The sequence below is a fragment of the Siansivirga zeaxanthinifaciens CC-SAMT-1 genome, assembly GCF_000941055.1.
Classification (GTDB): Bacteria; Bacteroidota; Bacteroidia; order Flavobacteriales; family Flavobacteriaceae; genus Siansivirga; species Siansivirga zeaxanthinifaciens.
The window spans coordinates 249088-273045 of record NZ_CP007202.1; the positions used below are offsets into that span (position 1 = coordinate 249088).

Consider the following 23958-nt stretch of genomic DNA (forward strand, 5'->3'; position numbering starts at 1 on the left):
TCAATAATTATGAAAAAATTATTTTTGCTCTTTTCGGCTATATTCACTCTTGTTTTATTAACAAACTGTGAAAAAAATGATGATACTCCTACAATATTAGAAATAAACTATGTGGGATTTGAAGCTAAACCTTTATTAGGTGTAAATCCTAGTGCAAATGTTACTGAAGAATTAAAAATTGCTACGTCAAATACTTCAGAATCAGATCGCACATTTAATATTGTTGTAAATACAAGATTAACGACAGCTAATGCATCTGCCTATACTGTTCCTTCAACTGTTACTGTTCCTGCGAACTCTAACATTGGAACATTTAATGTTGATTTAGTTGGACCTAATATAAATCCATCTGGCAATGATATTTTAGCATTAGATTTTGTATCTGAAGAAGGTTTATTAACAAGTAACACACTTGAAATTAATCTTAAACAAATTTGTCCTTATCCAGAGACTGTATTAAATATTATTTTTGATGGTTATGGAAATGAAACAAGTTGGGAAATTAAAGATAGCTCTGATACAGTATTGTATTCTGCAGCACTAGGAACCTATGCTGAAGGCCAAGCAAATGCTTCTTCTACTTTTTGTTTAGCTCCAGGAACTTATACATTTACTATAAATGATGATTTCGGCGATGGACTATCATTTCCAGCAAACGGTAGTGCATCAATATTAAATAGTGGAAATAAATTAGTAGAAATTGTTGGTGATTTTGGTTTCGGAACATCAAGAGTATTTACTATTAGTAACTAAATAGAATTACAAAATTTTTATAAATAAAAGAGGTTGATTTATCAACCTCTTTTTTTATACCTTTACCCCATGCAAGATCAAACACAAATATTTGGTATTAGAGCCATAATAGAAGCTATTAATGCTGGTGAAATTATAGATAAAGTATTCCTTCAAAAAGGACTAAAAGGCGAATTGTTCTCGGAGTTAGAATTTGTGCTGCGTCAAAAATCTATTAATTCATCTTATGTTCCTGTCGAGAAATTAAACAGACTTACCAAAGGGAATCACCAAGGGGCTGTGGCTCAAATTTCGCCTATTGCTTTTCACGATTTAGAAACTTTAGTAACCGAAGTTGTTGAATCTGGCAAAACACCATTATTCCTTTTGTTAGATCAACTAAGTGATGTGCGTAACTTTGGAGCAATTATCCGTACTGCAGAATGTACCGGTGTAAATGGTATTATAATACAAAAAAAGGGCGGCGCTCCTGTTAATGGTGATACTATTAAAACAAGTGCTGGAGCTGTTTTTAAAGTGCCAATTTGTAAAGTAGATCACATAAAAGACGCTGTTTTTTTCATGCAAGCATCAGATATAAAAGTAATAGCAGCTACAGAGAAAACAAACGACACACTTTACGATGTTTCTTTTAAAGAACCTTGTGCCATCATTATGGGGTCTGAAGATCGTGGTATAAACCCTTCTATTTTAAAGGTAGTTGATGCTAAAGCTAAATTGCCATTATTGGGCGATATAGAATCTTTAAACGTATCGGTGGCTTGTGGAGCCTTTCTTTACGAGGCTGTAAGGCAACGTCTTTAATCTTTATTTTCTTTATAAGTATAAATTACGGTAGGTTGCTCCTCCTCTACTTCTGGTTCTGGTAATTCTATAAAATTTCCATTTTCATCGAAGTGTTTTAGAAAAGGGTCGTTATCTTCATTAAAATCTTTATGTTCCCATTCAAATTTTTTGGGTTTAGCAATTTGGGATCTAAAAATAAACGCAAATAACAAACCGGTTATTAACCCAGACATATGCCCTTCCCAGGAAATACCGCGTTCTATGGGTAAAGTATACCAAATCATACTTCCGTATAAAAAAACAACTAAAAGCGATAAAGCAATTAAACGGTAATGCTTTGCAAAAACACCTTTAAAAAAAATAAAACTTACCAAAACATAAACTAGGCCGCTGGCACCAATATGAAAGGAAGGCCTGCCAATACACCACGTTAAAAAACCAGATAGCAAAATACCATAACATATTACTTTCCAAGCGATGGCGCGATAAAAGTAAAAAAGGGACATCCCTAATACCAATAAAGGGATACTGTTATGATATAAATGCTGTAAACTTCCATGAATAAACGGACTAAAAAAAACGCCCCGCAATCCTTTTAAAGTTTGAGGATAAATACCATATTTACTAAAATGATATCCAAACCGAACTTGAAACCAAAAAACCATCCATAAAAAAAGCACCGAAAACAACGGATAAGCAACTACGCCCAGTGAGAATTTAAAATGTTCTTGGTTTTTCATAGTAATAAAGATAGCAAATAGCTAACCAATTTCATAGCTACTGATAAATTGGCAGACACGCACCGCGTGAGGGGTTGAAGCGGCATCCTTTTTTGAGGCACGAAAAAAAGATACAGCGTAAAACCCGACCTTGCTTTTTTGCAAGGACACGCCCATACTTAAATAATTTCATTTAATTTTACGTTTATGAATGTGAACGAACCTTTAGCAGAACGATTACGACCTAAAACCTTAGACGACTATATTAGCCAATCGCATTTGGTTGGTAAAAATGGTACGCTAACCCAACATATAAAACAGGGTTTAATTCCGTCTATGATTTTCTGGGGACCACCAGGTATAGGAAAAACTACACTCGCAAATATTATTGCAACCGAGTCTGGACGCCCATTTTACACGCTAAGCGCCATTAATTCGGGTGTGAAGGATATTCGCGATGTTATTGATAAAGCAAAGCAAAGCGGCGGCTTATTTACGGTTAAAAACCCCATTTTATTTATCGATGAAATTCATAGGTTTAGTAAATCGCAACAAGACTCGCTCCTGCAAGCCGTAGAAAAAGGTTGGATTACACTTATTGGCGCTACCACCGAAAACCCAAGTTTCGAAGTAATACCGGCACTCCTTTCGCGTTGTCAGGTTTATATTTTAAATGCCTTCGATAAAACCGATTTAGAAACGCTTTTAAACCGAGCTATAAAAAACGACGTTTATCTGTCTAAAAAAAATATAACGCTCCAAGAAACCAATGCCCTATTGCGCCTTTCTGGTGGCGATGCCAGAAAGCTTTTAAATATTTTTGAGCTTATTGTTAATTCTGAAGGCTCAGACCATGTCGTTATTACCGATACGAGTGTGCTAGAGAAAATACAAAACAACACCGCCAGATACGATAAAACAGGCGAACAACATTACGACATTATTTCGGCATTTATTAAGTCCATTCGTGGCAGCGACCCCAACGGAGCGGTTTACTGGTTGGCACGAATGATTGAAGGCGGCGAAGATGTTAAATTTATTGCCCGCCGTTTACTCATTTTAGCCAGCGAAGATATAGGCAACGCCAACCCAACGGCCTTGGTTATTGCCAACAACGCATTTCAAGCGGTAACGGCCATTGGCTACCCAGAATCTCGAATTATATTAAGTCAGTGTGCCACGTATTTAGCATGTTCGCCCAAAAGCAACGCCGCCTATATGGCAATTGGTAAAGCACAACAGGTTGTTCGAGAAACAGGCGATTTATCGGTGCCTTTAGAAATTAGGAATGCGCCCACCAAGCTAATGAAAGAACTCGGTTATGGCGATAATTACAAGTATGCACACAATTACGAAAACAATTTTGCCAATCAGGAGTTTTTGCCAGACCTTATAAAAAACACCACCTTTTACGAACCGGGAAAAAATGCGCGCGAAGAAGCCCACAGAACATTTTTAAAAGAACGCTGGAAAGATAAATACAATTATTAGGGCGTTACCCAAGGGTCGGGCTTTTCGCTATATCTTTTTTATCGTGCCTCAAAAAAAGGATGCCGCTTCAATCCCTAACGCAATCTTAGGTTTTATAGAAACATTAGAATTTAATATTAAGTACATCCTGCTTTAAAACATTATTCTCATAATATTCTATAATCCAATCGGCACCTTTTTTATATATAGTGGCATTATTATTTTCTACCATATAAACGCCATCAATACCCGTTTTTCTAATTTTATAAACCACTTTTGGTGTACTGTCTACCAATTGAAATCCGTTTTCTATTGCTTGAGCATATAATATACCCGAAGGAATTGGTAGCGCTTTGGTAGTTTCCTCGGTTTTTGCTTTAGTTACTTTAACTACTTCAACAACTTTAGGTTTTGCAGTCTCTACAACTTCGGTTTGTTTTTCTTCTTTTAAGGTTTTTAATTCCTCTTTTAATTTAGCGATTTCTGTAACAACTTCAGTATTTGTTTCGCTATCGTTGGTGGTTTCCGGCTGTGTCGCAGCATTAGCATCGTATTTATGATTTAAAGCTTCAACCGATTGAAATGCGTTTCGCAATGCTTCGGTGTAAGCCTTATCATATTCTTTCTCTCTGCTCGAACCATATGCACCAGTAAAAACAACTACATCATTACAATCTTTAAGTTCTACTGCCAATTTTGTTTTAAACAATCCCGAATCTTTTAATACATCAGACTTTAGTGCAATACATCTATTGTTTGCTAAATCTTTAGGGTATTCGCTACCTTCCATAACTGCGATAAAACCATATTTATTAAATAAAAACTTAGTGAATTCATTTAATCGATACTGATTTCTTTCCTTAAAAAAATCAAATTTATTCGGAACAATGACGTATTTGTATTTATCTAAACTGTTTTGTGAAAAAACACTGCTTGCAACAAGCACGGCAATAAGAACAGATAATATTCTAGCTTTCATTGGTATTTATTTTTTAACTTGGCGTATACTGTAAATATACTATATGTTGTTAAATTTATTTTTTTTTAAACAATAAACTTACTATTTATAAGTAGTTTTTTAGTTCAATTAAATTATTAATGGTTCTAATATTAGCGTGGTTAGATTTTTTAAACTCATCAAAATATACCACTTCCATGCCTACATCAATAGCTCCAAGAATATCTGCTTCAAAACCATCTCCAATCATAACACTTTTATCGGCAGTAGTTTGGGCTTTCTCAATAGCATAATAAAATATTTTAGGGTTGGGTTTCTTTACGCCAAAGGTTTCCCCGTTTACAATGGTTTTAAAATAATGATGAATATTAGATTTTAATAATTTCTTGTTCTGTACCTCTTCAAACCCATTAGACAAAATATGCAAATGGTATCTATCGCTTAAATAATTTAATATTTCTATGGTGTTTTCAAACAAGTAATTGTTATCTGTTAAATAAGTTATATAATCTTCAGATAATTTATAAAAAGTAGCTTCTTCAACTTTATGGTTTATGGCTGTAAATGTGTCGTTCAATCGTCCGAAACGTAATTTTTCTTTTGCTATTTTTTCATCACGATATAGCTTCCAATAATTAAAGTTAATTTCGTTGTAATGCTTTAAAAATTCAGCTAAATCAACCTGAATATTATTTAAATTAAAAATCTTACTAAAAGTTAATGCCGAATTTTTATCGAAATCCCAAAGTGTGTGGTCTAAATCGAAAAACACATCTGTTATACCATTAATTTTCATCAACAGAATCTAAAATTATATTAAACAATTCTTTAAATCCTTTCCAGCGTTCTATGTCGCTAAAGGTATAATTATGAAATACGGGAATAAACTCGCCATTTACTTTTTTAACTTCATTTATAACATCCAGCAGCACTTTTTTCTTATCTAACATTGAATTTGTTTTAAGCAAACTATAATCCATAATATGATACGAATGGATTTTTAACGGGGTTTGAATTTCGTAATCTAAATCGTAAAATAAAAAGGGCGTACAAGATCCGGCTCGAAACCCTATTTGATTAACGTAACCCATTGTGTAATCTTCCTGAATTTCTAATTCTATTAAATTTCTGTAAGACTCGGGCAAATTAAGTTTAGAAAACGACTGTCTTGATGCCTTTAATGGAATGTTAATTATTTCTTCCATTTTAAGTTTTTCTTTCTTTAAAACCAATAAATTTTCTAAAGCAAAATAGGAAGCCTTTAGACCAACATCGCTGTAATCGGCCACGTGTTTTATTAAGGAGATTAAATGCTTATTATTAGGGTTAATACCCTTATCGTAAGTAGAAAAATCGCCAATTAAAAAGAAAAACAAAAACTTAAATTTACTTTGTTTTTGCTTGTTTATAAGATATTTAAACGTGTCGTAGGGGTCATGCTTTAAACCAAAAAGCACCATATACCTGTTGTATAAACTCTTAAATTTTAGCTTGAAAAAATCTTTTATAGTGCCTCCAAATGTTCTCATGATGCCTTTACTTTTAAAATGAAAAGCGCTTGGCACATCTATAATTGGTTTTATGCTATACTCTTTTTTTGAGAATTCGTACTCTGGAAATTGTAAACTTAAGGCTTCTTTAAACTTATAGGCCCAGATATCGACAACGGGTTGCTGTAAAAATCCTTTTTTAAAAGCTAAACTTTCGGTGGCTACAAATCGGCCGTACTCGTCTTTTACATGAGGCAAATATTCTTCATACCTGGATAACATATAAAAAGACGCCGCAAAAATATCGAAGGGTAACGCACTTTTATCGCCGTTAAAAAAGAAACATTTTGTATCCTCCCATTTTAAAACATTTATTTCTATATCGTTTAAACCTTGCTCAAATAATATATCGTGACTTTTAACAAAAAACTCATGACTAAGCGGTTGCTTTGTGTACGACATTTTTAAACTGTCGTGCGCAATAAAGTCTTCTATTTTTGTGGTAAAAGCAACGTCAAACCCAAGAACACGAGTACATATATGCTTAAAAACATATTTTAAACGGGGTGAGATTTTATGGGTATAAACTAACAACATACTATTAGACAGTGCTTTAATCTTAAAAAAATAACAGATTACATAAGGCCTTCATCGGCAAAACTAAAGTATGCATTTTCTGTTATAATTAAGTGGTCTAGCACTTTAATATCTAAACTTTGTGCAGCATTTTTAAGCTTTTGCGTAATTTGCTTATCGGCTTCACTGGGTTTTAGTGTCCCCGAAGGATGATTATGAGACAGAATTAAACCCGTCGCTCCTACCTCTAAAGCTATTTTTAAAACCAAACGCACATCGACTAAAGTGCCAGTAATACCGCCTTTACTCAATTGATTTTTTTGAATTACTTTATTCGAATTATTTAAATAAATTATCCAGAACTCTTCATGTTCTAACTCGCCAATAACGGGTTGCATAAGTTCGAATACCGCCGAGCTTGATGTTATTTTTTTCTTTTCTAGCGCCTCCTCCCCGCGCCTTCTGCGTCCCAACTCGAGTGCAGCAACAATGCTAATTGCCTTTGCTTCACCTATACCATTAAATGTCATGAGTTGTTTAACCGATAGCTTACTAAGGGCATTTAAATTATTATCGACACTGGCCAAAATTCGTTTGCATAAAGTTACGGCACTTTCGTTGCGGTTTCCCGAACCAATTAATATGGCTACTAATTCGGCATCGGTTAAAGTTGATTTTCCTTTGGCTAATAATTTTTCCCTCGGGCGATCGTCTTGAGACCAGTTTTTTATGGAGAATGATGTTGATTTTTCTTTCATTTTTCAAATATAAAAAAATGTAACTTTATAAAGGAAAAAATAAATTATTCATGAAATCAATTTTTGAAAAAGACGCTTACCAGGAAATTACAAACAGATTAAACAATCTTACCAGCCAAAACAAGGCGAAATGGGGTAAAATGAATGTTACCGAAATGCTTTCCCACTGCAGAAAACCATTTGAAGTCGCCTTACAGGAAGTAACAATCGAAAAACCAAACATTGTAATGAGGTTATTATTTAAAATGGTAAGCCCCAGTCTATATAACGACAAACCCTGGAAACAAGGCTTGCCAACTGCTAAAGAATTTATTGAACACATAGACAACAGTGCTTTCGAAGCACAAAAGAACCTACTAAAATCTAAAATTGAACAAATAAGTCAATCTGAAGCTTTTTTCAAACCATCGAAGGTTCATCCGTACTTTGGGAAATTTAATTCAGAACAATGGGGCAAATCATTTTACAAACATTTAGATCATCATTTCAGACAATTTGGAGTTTAGTAATATGAGCACATATCCACCAAAACAGCATCAGGATAACAATATCAATCACATGATAGAAGTAATTAAGCATTATCCTTTAGCGACTATTATTTCTGTTAACCAAAACATTCCCTTTATTACACATTTGCCTTTAATTTATAACGAAGCTGGCAAACTTATTGGCCATATAGATAAATTTAACCCCCAAGCAGCTTTTTTAAAAAATAACAATCCCATAACTGTTATTTTCTCGGGACCGCAATGTTATATCTCGCCAAGCATTTACACCACTAACCAACTACCCACATGGAATTATATAAAAGTCCATCTAACCGGCACAGTAAAAGCGATAGAAAGCAAAGAAGTCTTGAAACATTCCATTATAAAAATGACCGAATTTTTAGAAGCACCATTGCATAAATACGTTTTAGAACCAGATAATCCGCGCATGTTAGGTGCTTTAGATTATATTAATATGTTTGAAATAACCATTAATTCTTGGGAAGGAAAATTTAAACTCTCGCAAGACAAAAAAACAGAAGATATTAAAAACGCTAAAGCTGAGTTAATTCGTGCAAACACAGAAAGCATGGAACACTTTTTAAATAAAATCATTTAAAACAAATTATTATGAAACCACTTAACAAGGAAGATATCAGTCAAGACGTTTTTGATTTATACGATGATTACGCACACAATAAAATAGACCGAAGAAAATTTATTGAAAACCTTTCACTTTATGCAGTGGGTGGCATTACTGTTGGAGCGCTTTTGAGTTTTATTACTCCTAATTACAAAGACACCCTTCTTGTTAAGCCAAATGACCCAAATATAGATTCTTCTTATATACATTACGAATCTCCCAAAGGTGGTGGAACAATTAAAGGATTATTATCGAAACCTAAAAACACAACAAATAAACTACCCGGAATTATTGTTGTGCATGAAAACCGAGGCCTCAACCCATACATTGAAGATGTTGGAAGACGTGCGGCTCTCGAACAATTTATATCCTTGGCTCCAGATGCCTTAACACCGCTAGGTGGTTACCCCGGAAATGACGATGATGGCAGAGAATTACAACGCCAACGCGATAAAAATGAGATGTTAGAAGATTTTATTGCTGCCTATACTTATTTATCGCAACATGAAAATTGCAATGGTCATATTGGAGTGGTTGGATTTTGCTTTGGCGGATGGATTGCTAATATTATGGCGGTAAAAATTCCGAATTTAAAAGCCAGCGTACCTTTTTATGGCGGACAGCCAAGCGCCGAAGAAACCTCTCAAATTAAATCGGCTTTACTTATACAATATGCTGGTTTAGACACCAGAGTCAATGCAGGTTGGCCAGATTACGAAAAAGCATTAAAAGAAAACAATGTAGAACATACAGTATATTTTTACGACAACGTTAATCATGGATTTCACAATAATACGACACCAAGATACGATGATGCTGCAGCAAACTTGGCTTGGGAAAGAACCATAGCCTTTTTTAGAGAAAAACTCATATAAAAATGAGTATCAAAAACAATAAATAATTTATCCTACTATTAATAATCCTTTAACTAGATGAAAACAAAAGCATTTTATGTTTTTATTTTCATTAAAAATTAATAAAAAACATTCAATAATTACCTATTTTGTTAATTTTCAATTACTTACAAATAATAATTTTTGTAAGAAATAATAAATATTTTTGTTCATTATTTAAAGATGTATATCTACTTTTGCACCAAATTTTAATTTAACCATTGATTTTAAAAACTATGAACAAAAAAATTGTATTAGGATTATTTTTGTTATTTATTGGAGCAATCTCTTATGCTCAAACAAAAGATAATCCATGGGCTATCGAAGTAGGCGTTAACGCTGTTGATGTTTATCCTGTTGGAGAAAACTCACCACAAGGAGAATATTTTGATGAATTTTTTAACTGGACAGACCACTGGAATATTGGAATTCCAACCGTAAAAGTTTCAAAGTATTTAGGTAGTAATTTTTCTATTAGTGCCAGAGGGTCTTACAACAAACTTTCAAAATGGGGTGAAACAGCAACCCAAAGTTCAGCTTTTGTAAACAAATTAGAGTATTACGGTTTAGACGGTATGATTAACTACAGTTTCGCTAACCTAGAAAAATCTCCAAAATTAGAACCATTCATTGGTATTGGTGGTGGTTACACTTGGATTAAAGAAGGAACTTATAACTCTAATGGTACTGGAGGTAATAATTTTGTTGGTGCTGGAACATTAAACGGATCGTTAGGTCTTAAATTCTGGGCTGCAAAAAATGTAGGTTTCAGTTTAGAAACTACTTACAAACATTCGTTTGAAGAATTTCTTACTAAGCATTGGCAACACAGCTTTGGCGTTGTTTTCAAATTAGGAAAAGTTAATGAAGAGGTTGCAGAAGTTAGTAACGATGATGACGGCGATGGTGTACCAAATGAATTTGATCTTTGTCCAACTGTAAGCGGTCCTAAAGAGTTTGGTGGTTGTCCAGATTCAGATAACGACGGCATTCCAGATAATTTAGACAAATGTCCAAACGTAAAAGGTGACAATAACGGTTGTCCTGCACCTGTAAAAGAAGAGGTTGTTGTAAAAACAGAAACTAAACCAGTAGTACCTACAAACAAAACGATTTATTTCGATCTTGATAGTGCTGAAGTTTCTAACAACGCTAAAGTGGTATTAGATGATATCGTTTCTTCTTTAAAAGAAACTTCTAAATACAACATTACTGTTGAAGGATATGCAGATAACACTGGTAGTGATTCTTACAACAAAAAACTATCTTTAAAAAGAGCTTCAAATGTAGCTGAATATCTTGTTTCAAAAGGATTATCAAGTAGCGCTATTGAACAAGCTGGTTTTGGTGAAGAAAAACCAGTAGCTCCAAATAACACTGCCGAAGGTAAAGCATTAAACAGAAGAGCAGAATTAAATATTAAAATTAATTTTTAATTTAATATTATAAACTAACTCAAAAATTAAACGCCTCTCTAAATTATTAGAGAGGCGTTTTTTGTTTATATTTAGTGAATTGAAATACAATTTTTAGTTTGTACTAAATAAGTAAACGGTAATTATTTATTTTTTAAGTATAATTTTACAAGTAAACCCAAACTATGCATTCTATTACTAATAAGGCTCTAAATAAGTTAAGTATCCTTTTAAAATCGATACTTTTCTTCTTGATCATTTTTTCTGTTTTGTTTGGTAATGCTCAAGAAACCGATAATGGTTTAACCATTTCAGATTCTTTAATGATGTCTGCTCCCAAGGCTATACCAACTATTGAGATTATTCAAAACATTGAAAAAACGAGTGCCGACTTAAAAATTACCGAAAGAAAGCTTCTTGTAAATAGAAATATTTATAAAATAGATTCGCTTTTTACTGGCTATGCATCGTTTTTAGATAATCAAAAAAAATATACAGATAATTTTATGGCGGCAAATCCGAACCGTCAAAAAATTGATAATCTGTACACAAAATGGAATGGCTATAAAAGTTATTTAAAAGATTGGGAAAACGAAATAAACGATTACGAGTCTAGAAACTCTCGTTTGTTAGAAACCATCACTTTAAACGATAATATTTGGGATTTAACATATAAAAATGCCGAAAACGAAAATGCACCTACCGAGGTTTTAAAAGGTATTTTAGAACTCAGAAAAAAAATCGATAATTTAAAAACTCAAATTTTAAATGATAATAATTTAGCGCTCAAACTCGAGACTAAAATTAATTTAAAAATCGAGTTAATTTCTGAAGTTATGGAAGGCATTTTAGCGCTTAAAAACTCAGAAACCTACAATCTATTTTATTTAAGACATCCGCCTATCTGGAAAACTTCTTTTGCTAAAAGCAAAGTATTATCAGATGAAGATAAATCGGACTCTTTAAAAGCCAGTGGCGAAGAAAGTTTAAATTTTATAAGCACCAACAAGCACTCGTTTTACTTATATTTTACCCTTGTTGTTTTTCTTTTCTTCGTAATAAATTATCTAAAAAAAGGATTTGAAAAATATGAATTTGTAGACGATGAAACCAACTTGATAATTTCAAAAGATATCATTTTAAAACATACAAAAGCAAGTTTCATTTTTTTATCATTACTTATTGCTGCACTATTTTTTAAAAGTACTCCCAAACTTTTCGAGAATTTACTCATCCTGCTTTTATTAATTTCTGCTTCGTATGTTATAAGGTCTCTGGTTAACGAGCGATTTAAAAACATTTTTTATGTAATCATCTTACTTTACATATTAGATTCAGCAAAAACCTATATTTGGTTTCATTCCGGATTTTATAGAATTTACTTATTAATTGAAGCTATTTCAATTGTATTTACCATATACTTTTTCACTAAAAAAATTAATAAAGTTGAATTATTAAATTTCAGTAAATTAAGTAACCTACTTATCAAATTAAGTCCCATAATTTATGTTTTAGGATTTCTAGCCATTGTTTCCAACGTGCTTGGTTACACTAATTTAACAGATATTACATTAAAAATATCGTCTCATATTGGTGTAATTTCTATTATTTTTTACAGTTTGTTATTAATTTCAGAAGGTATTTCTACCAGTTTAATTCATAGACACTTTAGCGTTAAATCTCAAGTTGATTTAATTTACAAACAAGCGCTTGAGATTAAACTATTAAAAATTATAAGAATTGTTGTATTTGTACTTTGGCTGCTCTTTTTCTTAGGTATGGTCGATTTATTGAGACCAATTAGAGACTATCTAAGCGACTTACTTACCGAGCCTTATAAATTAGGCACCATAACTTTTACACTCGGGGCTATTTTGTCTTTTATAACGATACTTGTTTTATCGTACCTCCTAACAAGTTTAATTGCTTTTCTAATTGATGACGGAGAAGGCGTTTTACGATTCCTGCGTTTACCAAAAGGGATTCCTGCAGCGATTTCTTTGGTTATTCGATACATTATTGTTGCCTTTGGTTTTGTATTTGCATTATCATCGCTGGGCTTAGACTTAAGTAAATTTAACATCCTGGCAGGTGCTATGGGTATTGGTATTGGGTTTGGACTGCAAACTATTATTTCAAACTTTGTAGCCGGATTAATTTTAGTTTTTGAAAGACCCATTCTTCAAGGTGATACTATAGAAGTTAATAATTTAATAGGAAAAGTGAATAAAATTGGCGTTCGATCATCTAAAATAAAAACCTTCGATGGTGCCGAAGTTATCGTGCCAAACTACAATTTAATGTCTAATAATTTGATAAACTGGACACTATCGGATAGTACAAAAAGAATTGAAATTATTATTGGAACCTCCTACGATTCAGATCCCAATCAAGTTTTAGAATTATTAACAAAAGCAGCTTTAAGTGTTGAGGGCGTTTTAAAATTCCCAGAACCACAAGCCCTTTTTACCGATTTTGGTGATAGTTCGTTAAATTTTATGTTGCGTTTTTGGGTGCCTTTTGAAATTGGCCTCATTGCCAAAAGTGATGTTTCAATAGCCATCTATAATTATTTTAAAGCTGAAGGTGTTGAGATACCATTTCCGCAGCGCGATATTCATATAAAAAATATGCCGAATCAAAATTCAAGTAACTCAAATAATTAAATATCTCAAGACATTAAATTTTTAAGAGCTTCAAAATCTAAACCACCGTAATTCCCAGAGCTCATTAACAGCAAGGCTTTATTATCAAAATCTTGCGAAAACAGAAACTGTTTAAAATCGTCTGGATTGGTATAAATTATGAGGTCGTCCCGTTCAAAAGCACTCGCAATCTGCTCTTGCGTTACTTCTTTAAGCTTTTTAATTTCAACGGCATGTGGCGAGTAAAACACAACAGCGACATCGGCAGCATCTAATGCGCCTTTATATTCTTTTAAAAATTCGGCATTTAAACTACTGTAAGTGTGTAATTCTAAACAGGCTATTAAAGTTCGGTCGCTATACTGCTCTTTAACTGCTTTGGTTGTTGCATCAACTTTACTTGGGGAATGTGCAAAATCTTTGTAGGCAACACTTGTTTTGCTTTCAGCTATTTTTTCAAGACGTTTACTAGCACCTTTAAAGGTTGATATGGCTTCATAGAAATCGTCTTCATCAATTCCCATATGCTGACAAATCCATTTTGCGCCTGCGAGATTGTTTAAATTATGTTTACCGAAAACTTCAATAGGCATAGGACCTTCTGCGGTTTCCAGAAGAGTTTGTCCGTTTTCAACGGTATAAGCAGGTGTTTGATATGGAATTTTTCTAATGGGGTTAGTGCTTGCCTCAACAACACGTTTTACTTCGGGATCTTCTTCGTTATAATTGATGCTTCCGCCCGTTACAATACTATCAACAAAAATTTGAAACTGCTCTACGTAATTATCGAAGGTAGGAAACACATTGATGTGATCCCAGGCGATACCACTTAACAAGGCAATATTGGGTTTGTATAAATGAAATTTTGGTCGGCGGTCTATAGGTGAACTTAAATATTCATCACCTTCTAAAACAATAAAATCATTCTCTTCGGTAAGTTTCACCATCACATCAAAACCTTCCAACTGGGCACCAACCATATAATCTACATCGCGATCGTGATAATGCATAACATGTAAAATCATGGAAGTAATGGTTGTTTTACCATGACTACCACCAATAACTACACGTGTTTTATGTTTTGATTGTTCGTACAAAAATTCTGGATACGAGTATATTTTAAGACCTAATTCCTGAGCTTTTAACAACTCGGGGTTATCTTGCTTGGCATGCATTCCTAAAACTATAGCATCAAGATGAGATGTTATTTTTTCTGGAAACCAACCATAGGTTTCTGGTAACAAACCCTTATTCGCTAATCGTGATTTTGATGGCTCAAAAATTTCATCATCACTTCCAGTTACTTTGTATCCTTTGTTGTGTAATGCCAAGGCTAAATTATGCATTGCAGAGCCTCCAATGGCTATAAAATGTACGTTCATGTATCTATTTTGAATGATTCAAATATACTTTTTTTGATACTAAATCTCGATAAATTATTTATGAAGTTTGATACATTCGTTTAAATAAAACAAACTTTAAAATAAGACAAAACCATAAAAAAACCTGTATTAAAGATTTTTCTCTAATTCTTGAATTTGATTTAAAACGGCCTTGGTTTTGTGTACTTTATATGCAGCCCTAAGATTTTCAATAGCTTTTTCGTGCTGTTTTTGACCAATATAAAATTGTGTTAGCTTATCGTAGCAAGTCATTGAACCACCAACAGTTATTGCTTTTTTATAATAATTCTCTGCAATTTCCGGTTCGTTATCAGTTTCATAAATGTAGCCTTTAGCTAAGTAACCATCTACAAGCGATAATTTTTCAAGTTGATTGGCAAACTCCAAGGCTTTACTTTTACTTCCGCCCAAAAAACCTGGCAATTTCATGTACAATTCTACCAAAGCCCAACGGGTATCTATGTGGTTTTTATCGAGTTCTGCCGCTTTTAAAAAAGCTGCTTTAACATCATCAATAATACTTAAGGCTTTTAATTTATTTACCGAAAGGGCTTTCATCCCCAATGCACCACCGTATTTGTAGTGGTAATTGGCATGGTTAGGTTGGTAATCAACTAGTTTCTTGTAATTTAAAATGGCATGATCCCATTTTTTTTGATGACCATATACGTCGCCCAATAATTCTATAGCCTCCATGTTATTGGGATTCGATGTCAAAAATTGATGTAAAAAAGCCTCTGCTTTATTAAATTCTGATGCAGCAATAAGGGTTTTAACCGCATCAAGTTTAACCTGACCGAAAAAAAATGCTGGGAGAAATAAAATAAAGTAAACTATTTTCATAATCAACTAATATATGAAATGTAAATTTAAACTTTCTATTGAATTCTTTAATAACTAACTTCAAGCTATTAAATTTATTGTAATTCATTTTCTATTTTGGAATAACTTTTGAAGAAACCATAACAAACAACTTATTAATGAAAAAGTTTACATCCATTCTTATTTTCTCTATTTTATCATACCATTCGTATTCTCAAGCTCCAGATTATCAAAATCTATGGAAGCGTGTGGAGCAATTAGAACGTGATTCCTATACAAAATCTGCTTTAAAAGTTGTTGAAGATATTTCTAAATTGGCTTTAAAAGACAAAAACGACCCACAACTTATTAAAACGATGCTTTTTAAAAGCAAGTTTGCACTTATTTTAGAAGAAGATGCCCAACTTAAAATTATAACCGATTTTAAAAATTAAATTAAGCGCATCGCCAACAAAAAACATTTTAGAAAGTTTGTTAGCAAACATGTATTGGCAATATTTCAATGAAAACCGATGGAAGTTTTACAACCGAACCCAAACTGAAAACCAATTAGACGAAACCGATTTTAGAACTTGGGATTTACAAACACTTTTTAATGAAATTCATAAGCATTACCAATTATCGCTAGAAAATGAATTGATGCTACAACAAGCACCTATAAACACCTATGATGCTTTGCTTGTTAGCGAAAAAGATTCTCGAATTTACAGACCAACTTTGTTCGATTTTTTAAGTCATGAGGCTTTAGAGTTTTACAAAACCAACGAAACCCATATTACCAAACCAGCTTTTAAATTTGAAATTGACAATCCAGAATTTTTAAGGGATGCCCAGACATTTTCGAAATTAGAAATAGCTTCAAAAGACACTACTTCATTACAACTAAATGCACTAAAAATTTATCAAAAATTAATTCGTTTTCATTTAAAGGATGCTTCACCCTACGCATTAAGCGATGTTAACATTTCAAGATTAAAATTTATAAACACCCATGCGACTTTTAATGATAAAGAAACCATTTTTCTTCAAACATTAAAAACGGAAAGTAATCTGGTAAAAGCGCATGAAGTTTCAGCTTTATACGATTTCGAAATAGCGTCTATTCTTTACAATCAAAGTAAACAATACGAGCCAAAAACAAACGAAGTGAATCGCTGGAAAGCTAAAGAAGCACTAGATATTTGCGAAATTACAACTAATAAATTTCCTAAAAGTAAGGGTGCCGAAAAATGCACTTTTTTAAAGCAACAAATAATGCAACCAAATCTTCAAATAACCTCCGAAGATTTCTTGCCTATCCAGCAAAATAGCCGCTTATTAATTAGTTATAAAAACATAGAAACAATTGATTTTAAAGTCTATAAAATTTCAATAAAAGCTCTTGAAAAATTAAAAAAACTCTACAAAAAAAAGGAACAACTGGCATTTATTAAGAATTTAAACCTAACCAAAACTTGGGAAAGTAAACTTCGAAACGACAACGATTACCAAAACCATAGCACAGAGGTAACTCTACCTAAACTTGACAATGGTACTTTTTTAATAGTTGCTACTACAAAAAATAGCAACGAAACATTTGCCTTTAGCAGCGTTCAAGTTACCAATTTAGCGTTTGTAGAATATGAGACCGATGATTACAAAATCTTTCAAATTATAGATAGAAACACTGGTGAACCTATAAAAAATGCCCGTGTAGAATTAACTATTAATGAAAGCCAAAACAACACACAGCAAACCGAATTATGCACCACAAATGTTAATGGGGAAATAAAAATAGAAAAAACAAAAGACAGATACAGAACCATTACAAGCAAAGTAACCCACGGAAATGACACTGCTTATTTTAGCCGATATTATGTTTTTCAATCCTACGAACCTCAAGAAAAAGAGGTTGTTTACAAAGCATTTTTGTTTACAGACCGACGTATTTACAGACCCGGACAAACCGTTTTTTTTAAAGGAATTATTTTAAAAAAGGCCAATGACAAGTCTGAAGTCATCGCAAATCATGAAATGTATGCCACGCTTTATGATGCCAACGGACAGGAAATAAACCACGCAACATTTATTACCAATGCTTTTGGGTCTGTTTCAGGATCGTTTATTTTACCAAGTTCCGGTTTACCGGGCGAATATTATATCGACTTTGGTTCGGAGACTGAATTTATTTATTCAACCGATTTTAGTTTCTCTGTTGAAGAATACAAACGCCCTAAATTTGAAACCAAATTCACGCCTGTTACCGAAACATTTAAGGTAAACGATTCTGTTACTATTAAAGGAACAGCCTTAGCTTATGCCGGTAGTAATATTACCGATGCCAAAGTAGTGTATCGGGTACACAGAAAAGTACAATACCCAAATTGGTACTTTTGGTATCGCCCGTGGTTTAATAACGAACCACAAGAAATCGCACTTGGCGAAACTAAAACCAACAATAACGGTGAGTTTGAAATCACTTTTAAGTCCATTCCCGATAACAGTATCGATAAAACTACTTTGCCTGTTTTTAATTATGAAATCACCGCAGATGTTACCGATTTAAACGGAGAAACCCGAAGCGCCACAACGCTGGTAAACGTTGGCTACCATGCACTAACAGCCAATATGACTATTGACAACAAAATCGATAAAAGCAAAAAAGACCACAAATTAACCATAGAAACTAAAAACTTAAATGGCGAATTTGTAGCAGCATCAGGTGTTGTTAAAATATACAAATTACAAGCACCAAAAACCGTTTTAAGACAACGCCCTTGGGAAGCTCCAGATTATCAGGAATATTCCGAAGAAACTTTTAAAAACTTATTCCCGCACGATGCTTATAACAACGAGCATGATTCTAATAACTGGAAAAAAGGCGCTTTAGTTTTCGAAAAATCGTTCAATACAGAAACATCTAAAACAGTCGATTTAGGAAATATAAAAAAATGGCAATCAGGGGTATACCTCATCACTTTAGAAAGTAAAGATAAATTTAACCAATTAGTTAAAGATGAAATCAAAACAACGCTTTACAGCGAGGATGACACTACAATTGCCGACAACCAGCTGTTTAGCATAACAACTAACCAGGCCAGTTACAAAGCAGGTGAAACAGCCATATTAACATTTGCATCGGCAGCCAATAATTTATTTGTTACAGCTACCATCGAGAAAAATAAAAAAATTGTAAAAACAGAAATTATTCAATTAAACAATAACAAAAAAACAATTAGTATTCCTGTAACTACAGAAGACATTGGTGGATTTGCTGTTAATTATAGCTTCGCTGCATTTAATAGTTTTAAATCGGGTACCGAAGTTATTTCTGTCCCTTACCCTAAAACCGATTTAGAAATTGAAACGACCACGTTTCGAGATAAATTGCAGCCTGGTACGAATGAGACATGGCGTTTCAAAATTAAAGGTCCGCAAGGAGAAAAAGTTTCTGCCGAATTATTAGCAAGTATGTACGATGCGTCTTTAGACCAGTTTACTGCAAATTCTTGGGATTTTAATCCTATTGAAAATCCGCTTTATTATTCAAACATACAAAGCAATGCCAATCAGAGTTTTGGAACACAAAACTTTAGAGTCTATTTTGAAAATAATCGCACCAATTATAGCTCCCAAAAATATGATGCATTTAATTGGTTTGGATTTACATTTTTTAATCAAATCATTAGAATTCGTGGATATTCAAGTGTTTCAAAATCCTTAAACGGCGCTATAGCTGGTGTAGCTGTTGAAGAGCAAAATGAGGACGGTGCTATTTTAAATGAAGTTGTAATGGTGGGAGCTGCACCAAAATTAGAGAAAGATGCTGAATCTAAGCAAGAAAAACCAAACTTCGACAAGGTTCAAATTCGTAAAAACTTGCAAGAAACTGCTTTTTTCTTTCCGCAACTACAAACCGACAACCAAGGCCATGTTAGTTTTAATTTTACCACGCCAGAGGCATTAACACAATGGAAATTGCAATTATTAGCACATACTAAAGCCTTGGAGAGCGCAACTAAAACCCTAACTACTGTTACTCAAAAAGAGCTTATGGTAATACCTAATGCACCCCGTTTTTTACGCGAGGGCGACCAAATAACTATCAGCTCGAAAATTGCAAACTTAACAGATAAACCGCTTTCGGGTCATGCTATTTTAATGTTAACCGATGCTGTTTCAGGTAAAACAATCGACCAGGAATTAGAAAATTCAGAAAACAACAAAACTTTTTCTGTTGAAGCCAAAGGAAACACCCAAGTATCCTGGAGCATACGTATTCCCGCTGGTGTAGACGCTGTTCAATATAAAATTATTGCAAAATCTAATACTTTTAGCGATGGCGAACAAAACGCCTTACCTGTTTTAAGTAATAGAATGTTGATAACCGAAACGCTTCCTATGTGGGTGCAAAGTAACGAAAGTAAAACATTCACTTTAAACAAGTTAAAAAACAACACCTCAAAAAGCCTTAAAAACCATAAATTAACATTAGAGGTTACCTCCAACCCGGCGTGGTATGCCATACAAGCACTACCCTATTTAATGGAATATCCTTACCAATGTAACGAGCAAACCTTTTCGCGTTATTATGCCAACGCCCTGGCTAGTTATATTGTAAACAAAAACCCTAGAATTCAAGAAGTTTTTAATCAGTGGGCAACTCAAGAGGCTTTAATTAGTAATCTTGAAAAAAATGAAGATTTAAAATCTATTTTAATTCAAGAAACACCTTGGTTACGCGATACGCAAAGCGAAACCGAACAGAAAAAACGCATCGCTATGTTATTCAATTTAAACAAATTGAAAAATGAATTACAAGCATCTATATTAAAACTAGAAAATAACCAAATGGATTCTGGTGCTTGGGCTTGGTTTCAGGGCGGACAAGTAAACAGATACATCACACAACATATTGTTTCTGGTTTTGGGCATTTAGAAAAACTGGGCGTTAGCAATCCGGAAAATTCAAAAATGATAGAAAAAGCCATTCATTTTTTAGATAGCGAATTCATTAAAGAATATAAAAACCTTACTAAATACGATGAAAAAGCCGACTTATCCAAAGATCATTTAACCCATACGCAATTACATTACTTGTATATGCGAAGCTTCTTTCCGAATGTAAAAACATCGAAAGAAGTCGAAACTATTATAGCCTATTACCAAACTCAAATTCAGAAATACTGGTCAAGTCGTTCGTTATACGCTAAAGGTTTAATGGCTTTAATTTCTGAAAGAATGGGAGATAAAATCATGTCTGCCAAAATTTTAAAAGCTTTAAAAGAAAACAGCATTACCAGTAACGAATTAGGCATGTATTGGAAAGAAAACACCAATTCATGGTATTGGTATCAAGCACCTATTGAAACACAAGCGCTTTTAATAGAAGCCTTTTCTGAAATTGAAAACGACACCGAAACCATCGATAATTTAAAAATCTGGTTGCTAACAAACAAACAAACAAACCAATGGAAAACAACCAAAGCGACTACCGAAGCTGCCTATGCTTTATTACTTCAAGGCAGCGATTGGTTGTCTGTTACAGATGCTATTGATGTGGTTGTAGGCGGAAAACAAATAAACCCTTCTAAATTAGAGAATGTTAAAGTTGAAGCTGGTACGGGCTATTTTAAAACCGCTTGGAATACTTCTGAAATTAAACCAGATATGAGTGAAGTGACCTTAACTAAAAAAGGAAACGGCATTGCCTGGGGAAGCTTATATTGGCAGTATTTTGAAGATTTAGATAAAATAACTTCAGCCGAAACACCGCTTCAACTCAAGAAGAAATTATTTCTAAAAACCAATACTGATATGGGGCAACAAATATCTGAAATCACCGATAAAACCGAATTAAAAGTTGGCGATTTGGTAACCGTTCGTATTGAATTAAGAAGTGACCGCACCATGGAATTCGTTCATATGAAAGATATGCGCGCCTCTGGCTTAGAGCCCGTAAATGTATTATCGAAGTACAAGTGGCAAGATGGTTTAGGTTATTATGAAGCCACTAAAGATGCATCAACAAATTTCTTTTTCGACTATTTACCTAAAGGTGTTTTTGTTTTTGAATACGATTTACGTGTAAATAATGCTGGAAATATGAGCAATGGCATTACAACCATTCAAAGCATGTATGCACCAGAATTTAGTAGCCATAGTGAGGGTATTCGTATTCAGGCAGACTAGTATATTAGCTTATCTTTGTATTAAAAATAAATAGTGATTAGGTTGGTTATCAAAATTCGAAAATATCTATGTCTTGCAGTTTTTACAGCAATACTATGCGCCTGCGCTTCAAAAAAGGTAGTTATAGATAAACAAACAGAACCTGTTACAAACCCAAAACTTATTTTCCTAAACTACAAGGTTTCCCAAAATGATGCGCATCAAAAAAACATGCAATTTGTAAGTTATAACATTGTAGAAGGCTCTTTTAAAAACTCAAGTTTTATGTTTACAGATCATCCTGAAATTGGCGATTTAAAATGCATTCAATTGAATAAAGATTCAATCCCAACCGATTTTATATTCATAAAAAATCCACTTTTTAAAACCATTGAATACCTAAATGATTCGCTTATCTTTGACTCTAAGATAATGCGCTTGAAAAACACGACGTTATCTTTTAAATTACCTTTGCATACCGAAACAAAATTTATAGCTATTAAAGAAGTCATAGACAGTTTACAGAGCACCAAACCATTAATAACCACAACACTAAATTAATAATGAAACCTACTTTTTTATTATTATTCTTTACATATACGTTTTTTAGTTATGCGCAGGTTTTCCCTAAAGAAACTTTAAAAAATTCGGGCGATAATAACAAGCGTATCAACTTAGTGCTTTTAAGCGATGGGTATACCGCAGCAGAATTACCAAAATTTAAAACCGATGCAACAACGTTTATTAATAGAATGTTTAGCTCTGCTCCTTTCTCAAATTACACGAATTACTTTAATGTTTTCATTATAAAAGTTCCTTCAAACCAAAGTGGTGCCGACCACCCAGGAACGGGAACAGATGTTACAGAACCTGCCATTCCAGTGAAAATTGCAGACACTTATTTTAATGCCACTTTCGATTCTTTTGGGTTTCACCGCTTGTTGTATTACGAATTAGACGGCAACTCTGCAAACGATACAAAATCTAAAATTACGAGTGTTTTAATGGATAATATTCCAGATTACGATCAGGCAGTTATTTTAGTAAACACCAACGAATACGGCGGAAGCGGTGGCGAATTTGTAATGACCTATACAGGTTTTTATGGTCCCGATGTGGCAGTTCATGAAATTGGACATTCACTTTTTAATTTAAAAGACGAATATTTCCCTATTGATGATGCCTTGGCGGCTGAAGCTGCTAATATGACTCAAGAAAGCAATCCTGCTTTGGTAAAATGGAAAAACTGGATAGGCACCAATGGCGTAGGTGTTTATCAATATGATACTTCAGGACTTGCAGCTAGTTGGTACAGACCGCACCAAAATTGTAAAATGAGGTCTATTGAAAAAACGTTTTGTCCGGTTTGCAAAGAAGCTATTGTGGAAAGAATTCACGAACTGGTTCCTGCCCTTGAGTCTTACACCCCAATTTCTAACAATTTAAATAATACAACGTTTCCTATTAATTTTCATTTAAATTTAATAAAACCCGTACCTAACACCTTAGCAAGCCAGTGGACTTTAAACGGCTCGGATTTTGGAGTAAACGTTGATGATGTTTCCATTACTGAAACTGACTTAACTACGGGCATTAATACACTTACTGTTGTTGTTGAAGATGACACCGCTTTGTTACGCGTTGATAACCACGAAACGATTCATGCATATTCTGTAACCTGGACCATAGACAACTCAACCTTAGGATTAGATCTTGTTAGTGAAGTAAATAATTTTGAAATAAAATTATACCCCAATCCTTCCAGCGATTTCATAAACATAAAAACAAAAAATTCGCTTAATAAAAATCTAACATTAGAAGTTATTAGTTTAGATGGCAAGAAATTAACGAGCAAAACACTATCTAATATGGAAACTATAAAACTAGATATTAGTAAGTTTAGCAAAGGTATTTACATTACCAATATCTTTTCTGAAAACACACTCATTGCAAGTAAGAAAATAGTAAAAAACTAAGCAGTTATTTAAA

General features: G+C 33.4%; 19 protein-coding genes. 12 read left to right on the top strand and 7 right to left on the bottom strand.

The features are described 5' to 3' along the window. Nucleotides 1-9 precede the first annotated feature (9 nt). Together AW14_RS01230 and rlmB are read left to right on the top strand one after the other, a co-directional pair. Nucleotides 10-753, top strand: coding sequence for a hypothetical protein (locus AW14_RS01230; RefSeq protein WP_044637151.1), 744 nt, complete (start codon nucleotides 10-12; stop codon nucleotides 751-753). 69 nt (nucleotides 754-822) lie between these two features. Then, on the top strand, nucleotides 823-1557 hold the full coding sequence (gene rlmB, locus AW14_RS01235; protein ID WP_044637152.1) for a 23S rRNA (guanosine(2251)-2'-O)-methyltransferase RlmB: 735 nt from the start codon (nucleotides 823-825) through the stop codon (nucleotides 1555-1557). Here the strand turns inward: rlmB and AW14_RS01240 are convergent. Beyond that, a complete protein-coding gene (locus AW14_RS01240; protein ID WP_044637153.1) occupies nucleotides 1554-2279 on the bottom strand; it encodes a rhomboid family intramembrane serine protease in 726 nt (241 codons plus the stop codon). The genes rlmB and AW14_RS01240 overlap by 4 nt on opposite strands. 192 nt (nucleotides 2280-2471) lie before the next feature. Here AW14_RS01240 and AW14_RS01245 point away from each other — a divergent pair, with 192 nt between their 5' ends. Next, nucleotides 2472-3749 (top strand): replication-associated recombination protein A, encoded by a 1278-nt coding sequence (locus tag AW14_RS01245; protein WP_154662170.1) that lies wholly within the window; start codon nucleotides 2472-2474, stop codon nucleotides 3747-3749. 103 nt (nucleotides 3750-3852) lie between these two features. Here AW14_RS01245 and AW14_RS01250 read toward each other — a convergent pair whose 3' ends face one another. From AW14_RS01250 to radC, 4 genes are all read right to left on the bottom strand, one after another. Beyond that, nucleotides 3853-4707: a hypothetical protein gene (locus tag AW14_RS01250; RefSeq protein WP_044637155.1), complete on the bottom strand. Its 855-nt coding sequence runs from the start codon at nucleotides 4705-4707 to the stop codon at nucleotides 3853-3855. An 85-nt stretch (nucleotides 4708-4792) separates the two neighbouring features. After that, nucleotides 4793-5482: a YjjG family noncanonical pyrimidine nucleotidase gene (locus AW14_RS01255; protein ID WP_044637156.1), complete on the bottom strand. Its 690-nt coding sequence runs from the start codon at nucleotides 5480-5482 to the stop codon at nucleotides 4793-4795. Beyond that, nucleotides 5472-6638 (bottom strand): polysaccharide deacetylase family protein, encoded by a 1167-nt coding sequence (locus tag AW14_RS01260; protein WP_316930042.1) that lies wholly within the window; start codon nucleotides 6636-6638, stop codon nucleotides 5472-5474. Before AW14_RS01260 ends, AW14_RS01255 begins: the two co-directional genes overlap by 11 nt. Before the next feature lie 173 nt (nucleotides 6639-6811). Beyond that, nucleotides 6812-7510: a RadC family protein gene (gene radC / locus AW14_RS01265; RefSeq protein WP_044637158.1), complete on the bottom strand. Its 699-nt coding sequence runs from the start codon at nucleotides 7508-7510 to the stop codon at nucleotides 6812-6814. A 50-nt stretch (nucleotides 7511-7560) separates the two neighbouring features. Here radC and AW14_RS01270 point away from each other — a divergent pair, with 50 nt between their 5' ends. The 5 genes from AW14_RS01270 to AW14_RS01290 all read left to right on the top strand — a co-directional run bounded on the left by AW14_RS01270 (nucleotide 7561) and on the right by AW14_RS01290 (nucleotide 13615). Continuing rightward, nucleotides 7561-8016 (top strand): DUF1569 domain-containing protein, encoded by a 456-nt coding sequence (locus AW14_RS01270; protein WP_044637159.1) that lies wholly within the window; start codon nucleotides 7561-7563, stop codon nucleotides 8014-8016. Nucleotides 8017-8020: 4 nt separating this feature from the next. Then, nucleotides 8021-8617 (top strand): FMN-binding negative transcriptional regulator, encoded by a 597-nt coding sequence (locus tag AW14_RS01275; protein WP_044639439.1) that lies wholly within the window; start codon nucleotides 8021-8023, stop codon nucleotides 8615-8617. A gap of 11 nt (nucleotides 8618-8628) precedes the next feature. Further along, nucleotides 8629-9516: a dienelactone hydrolase family protein gene (locus AW14_RS01280; protein ID WP_044637160.1), complete on the top strand. Its 888-nt coding sequence runs from the start codon at nucleotides 8629-8631 to the stop codon at nucleotides 9514-9516. A 254-nt stretch (nucleotides 9517-9770) separates the two neighbouring features. After that, nucleotides 9771-10970, top strand: coding sequence for an OmpA family protein (locus AW14_RS01285; RefSeq protein ID WP_044637161.1), 1200 nt, complete (start codon nucleotides 9771-9773; stop codon nucleotides 10968-10970). A 164-nt stretch (nucleotides 10971-11134) separates the two neighbouring features. After that, on the top strand, nucleotides 11135-13615 hold the full coding sequence (locus AW14_RS01290; protein ID WP_084708724.1) for a mechanosensitive ion channel family protein: 2481 nt from the start codon (nucleotides 11135-11137) through the stop codon (nucleotides 13613-13615). A gap of 5 nt (nucleotides 13616-13620) precedes the next feature. Here AW14_RS01290 and AW14_RS01295 read toward each other — a convergent pair whose 3' ends face one another. Both AW14_RS01295 and AW14_RS01300 read right to left on the bottom strand, forming a co-directional pair. Next, a complete protein-coding gene (locus AW14_RS01295) occupies nucleotides 13621-14976 on the bottom strand; it encodes a UDP-N-acetylmuramate--L-alanine ligase (RefSeq protein WP_044637163.1) in 1356 nt (451 codons plus the stop codon). Nucleotides 14977-15105: 129 nt separating this feature from the next. Then, nucleotides 15106-15840 carry a tetratricopeptide repeat protein gene (locus AW14_RS01300; RefSeq protein ID WP_052647405.1) on the bottom strand — a complete coding sequence of 245 codons (735 nt, stop codon included), beginning with the start codon at nucleotides 15838-15840 and terminating at the stop codon, nucleotides 15106-15108. Nucleotides 15841-15977: 137 nt separating this feature from the next. Here AW14_RS01300 and AW14_RS15205 point away from each other — a divergent pair, with 137 nt between their 5' ends. The 4 genes from AW14_RS15205 (at nucleotide 15978) to AW14_RS01315 (ending at nucleotide 23945) form a co-directional block, all read left to right on the top strand. Next, entirely contained in the window at nucleotides 15978-16253 is a 276-nt protein-coding gene (locus AW14_RS15205) for a hypothetical protein (protein ID WP_316930043.1), read from the top strand. Between the two features lie 37 nt (nucleotides 16254-16290). Further along, entirely contained in the window at nucleotides 16291-21990 is a 5700-nt protein-coding gene (locus tag AW14_RS01305) for an alpha-2-macroglobulin family protein (protein ID WP_316930044.1), read from the top strand. Nucleotides 21991-22200: 210 nt separating this feature from the next. Further along, the gene (locus AW14_RS01310) at nucleotides 22201-22530 is read left to right on the top strand and encodes a hypothetical protein (protein ID WP_154662099.1); all 330 of its coding nucleotides are present in this window, start codon (nucleotides 22201-22203) and stop codon (nucleotides 22528-22530) included. Between the two features lie 2 nt (nucleotides 22531-22532). Continuing rightward, a complete protein-coding gene (locus tag AW14_RS01315) occupies nucleotides 22533-23945 on the top strand; it encodes a T9SS type A sorting domain-containing protein (protein ID WP_044637165.1) in 1413 nt (470 codons plus the stop codon). Nucleotides 23946-23958: the final 13 nt, after the last annotated feature.

Excerpts from the sequence above, each read along its gene's own strand:
- AW14_RS01300 (WP_052647405.1), bottom strand. The coding sequence starts at position 15,840 with ATGAAAATAGTTTACTTTATTTTATTTCTCCCAGCATTTTTTTTCGGT.
- AW14_RS01260 (WP_316930042.1), bottom strand. The coding sequence starts at position 6,638 with ATGTCGTACACAAAGCAACCGCTTAGTCATGAGTTTTTTGTTAAAAGT.
- AW14_RS01270 (WP_044637159.1), top strand. The coding sequence starts at position 7,561 with ATGAAATCAATTTTTGAAAAAGACGCTTACCAGGAAATTACAAACAGA.
- AW14_RS01310 (WP_154662099.1), top strand. The coding sequence starts at position 22,201 with ATGCAATTTGTAAGTTATAACATTGTAGAAGGCTCTTTTAAAAACTCA.
- AW14_RS01290 (WP_084708724.1), top strand. The coding sequence starts at position 11,135 with ATGCATTCTATTACTAATAAGGCTCTAAATAAGTTAAGTATCCTTTTA.
- AW14_RS01280 (WP_044637160.1), top strand. The coding sequence starts at position 8,629 with ATGAAACCACTTAACAAGGAAGATATCAGTCAAGACGTTTTTGATTTA.
- AW14_RS01255 (WP_044637156.1), bottom strand. The coding sequence starts at position 5,482 with ATGAAAATTAATGGTATAACAGATGTGTTTTTCGATTTAGACCACACA.
- AW14_RS15205 (WP_316930043.1), top strand. The coding sequence starts at position 15,978 with ATGAAAAAGTTTACATCCATTCTTATTTTCTCTATTTTATCATACCAT.
- radC (WP_044637158.1), bottom strand. The coding sequence starts at position 7,510 with ATGAAAGAAAAATCAACATCATTCTCCATAAAAAACTGGTCTCAAGAC.
- AW14_RS01240 (WP_044637153.1), bottom strand. The coding sequence starts at position 2,279 with ATGAAAAACCAAGAACATTTTAAATTCTCACTGGGCGTAGTTGCTTAT.
- AW14_RS01275 (WP_044639439.1), top strand. The coding sequence starts at position 8,021 with ATGAGCACATATCCACCAAAACAGCATCAGGATAACAATATCAATCAC.
- AW14_RS01295 (WP_044637163.1), bottom strand. The coding sequence starts at position 14,976 with ATGAACGTACATTTTATAGCCATTGGAGGCTCTGCAATGCATAATTTA.
- AW14_RS01250 (WP_044637155.1), bottom strand. The coding sequence starts at position 4,707 with ATGAAAGCTAGAATATTATCTGTTCTTATTGCCGTGCTTGTTGCAAGC.
- AW14_RS01230 (WP_044637151.1), top strand. The coding sequence starts at position 10 with ATGAAAAAATTATTTTTGCTCTTTTCGGCTATATTCACTCTTGTTTTA.
- AW14_RS01315 (WP_044637165.1), top strand. The coding sequence starts at position 22,533 with ATGAAACCTACTTTTTTATTATTATTCTTTACATATACGTTTTTTAGT.
- rlmB (WP_044637152.1), top strand. The coding sequence starts at position 823 with ATGCAAGATCAAACACAAATATTTGGTATTAGAGCCATAATAGAAGCT.
- AW14_RS01285 (WP_044637161.1), top strand. The coding sequence starts at position 9,771 with ATGAACAAAAAAATTGTATTAGGATTATTTTTGTTATTTATTGGAGCA.